This is a genomic window from Salinicola sp. (assembly GCF_982684285.1).
The window spans coordinates 1-1998 of the sequence record NZ_CEXLVS010000406.1 but is presented as its reverse complement, the minus strand read 5'-3'; the positions used below and the strand labels follow the sequence as shown (position 1 = coordinate 1998).

Below are 1998 nucleotides of genomic sequence, written 5' to 3'. Positions count from 1 at the left end.
GATGGCATGGAACAGTTTTTTGACCACGGCTTCGGGGCCTAAAGTAAACGGGGCCGCAGGTCCTTGTTTTGTCAGTCGCTGTTCCATAGCAGCATAGACATCACGATGATGACTGCTATCTTTATTGATATGTTGTTGATATTTTGCAAAAGCATTGGCTCTAAATTGGCTGAGGATAGGGCCTGGTTCAATCAAACTAATATAAATGCCGGAATGATGGAGCTCTTGCCTGAGAGTATCAGCTAAGCCTTCGATCGCATATTTACTGGCATTGTAGGCACCGCGGTAGGCCATAGAGACAAATCCTAATACCGAACTATTGTAAATAATTCGGCCATAACCTTGAGTTCGCATATGAGCAATGACGAGATTGGTTAACTCTTGGGTGCCAAAGACATTGGTTTCAAATTGCTGGCGTAAGGCATCTCGACTTAAGTCTTCCACTGCCCCAGGTTGGCCATAGGCGGCGTTATTAAATAATACATCGAGTTGATTATTGAAGTGTTTTAAGCTGAAGGTCACGGCCTGTTGAATTGAGTCACTATCTGTAAGGTCTAATAAGGTGGTGGTAATGCCTCGTTGCTGTAAGGCCCGTTGATCTTCAGCTTTTCTTACCGTGGCAATGACGTTATACCCTCGTTGGTGACATTTTTCTGCGGCACAAGCTCCAATGCCGCTGGAGCAGCCAGTGATTAATATGTTTATCATTTTGTATATTCCTAAGAGATCCGTTATTGTCACTGTACAACATAGTAAATCGCATGATTAGCGTATATATTTAAATGAGATAACCTAGCGATGCTGCTGTATAAAAAGTAACCACCTTCTATGCCCAAAAATATTAGCCAACTTGATTACGAACATTTCAAAACCTTTCTTGAGGATGCGTGTGGCATTTTATTAGGAGAAGGCAAACAGTATTTAATTGTTAGCCGCCTGACTAAATTACTCCGGCAGGAAAATATTGCGACAGTGACCGAGTTATTGGCTACCCTAACACGGGGACATCCGCTTCATTTGCGGGCGGCGGTGATTGATGCGATGACGACCAATGAAACGTCTTGGTTTCGCGACCGTACTCCCTTTGATGCGCTTGCTAAATCAGTTTTTCCTGAGCTTGATAAGAATGGTGTGCGCCAAATTCGTATTTGGTCATCGGCGTGTTCTTCGGGCCAAGAGCCCTATACCATTAGCATGAGCATCGATGAATATTTACGATCAGCGCCGACAAGTGGCGTAAAAAATAGTCAAATTGTGGCCACCGATATCTCTGCCAGTATGTTGGCAGAAGCTAAATTAGCGGAGTACGACAATGCGATTTTAGGACGTGGCCTATCGGATGAACGTAAACGCCTATTTTTTACGGCTAAGGATGACCGCTGGCAAGTGGTCGAAAAGGTGAAAGCAAGGGTGAGCTTTTTTGAACAAAACTTATTATTAGACTATGGCCGGCTGGGTAAATTTGACATTATCTTCTGTCGAAATGTACTGATCTATTTTTCAGCTGAACGCAAGACGGATATTTTACGACGGATGGCACGAGCGCTAAACCCTGGTGGTTACTTATTTTTGGGCGCATCGGAAACTATCACCGGTTATAGCGATGCCTTCGACATGATCCGTAGGCCACATGGCTCATATTACAAGCTAAAGATTTAAGTTTTAGTTTGTTCTATCGAATTAGGCTGTTCACTGTTCGACTCGGTGTGTTCTTCGGCTAGTGGCTGACATAAGCCTAACCAACTGCCAATACGATAGAAAATACGTCTTATTAAACGCCATAATCTTGGTAATAACCAAATCATCAATAAAATAAAAACGACTAAGCCGATGAGAAACAATTCGGGGTAGTGTAATGCGGTCCATAGGCCACCAATGACCAGTAAGTCTTCACTTATCGATGCGGTCCAGTTGCTCACTGGTTCTGGTGAGGTATTGATTAGCAGGCGACTCCCCGCTTTGGTGGCATGACTACCTGCTGCTAATACGCCACCTAAT

The 1998-nt window shown here is 43.8% G+C and carries 3 protein-coding genes; 1 reads left to right on the top strand and 2 read right to left on the bottom strand.

Going from position 1 to position 1998, the window contains the following annotated elements:
• Window positions 1–708, bottom strand: a 708-nt coding sequence (locus AC3AYF_RS20455; RefSeq protein WP_487780309.1) for an SDR family NAD(P)-dependent oxidoreductase, incomplete at its 3' end; no start/stop codon positions are given.
• 120 nt (window positions 709–828) lie between these two features.
• On the opposite strand from AC3AYF_RS20455, the gene AC3AYF_RS20450 reads away from it, so the two are divergent.
• Entirely contained in the window at window positions 829–1659 is an 831-nt protein-coding gene (locus AC3AYF_RS20450; protein WP_487780308.1) for a CheR family methyltransferase, read from the top strand.
• Here the strand turns inward: AC3AYF_RS20450 and AC3AYF_RS20445 are convergent.
• A partial coding sequence (locus tag AC3AYF_RS20445) for a DUF4126 domain-containing protein (RefSeq protein WP_487780307.1) occupies window positions 1656–1998 on the bottom strand: 343 nt, incomplete at its 5' end. The genes AC3AYF_RS20450 and AC3AYF_RS20445 overlap by 4 nt on opposite strands.

Coding starts and splice junctions, on each gene's coding strand:
- AC3AYF_RS20450 (WP_487780308.1), top strand. CDS start 829: ATGCCCAAAAATATTAGCCAACTTGATTACGAACATTTCAAAACCTTT.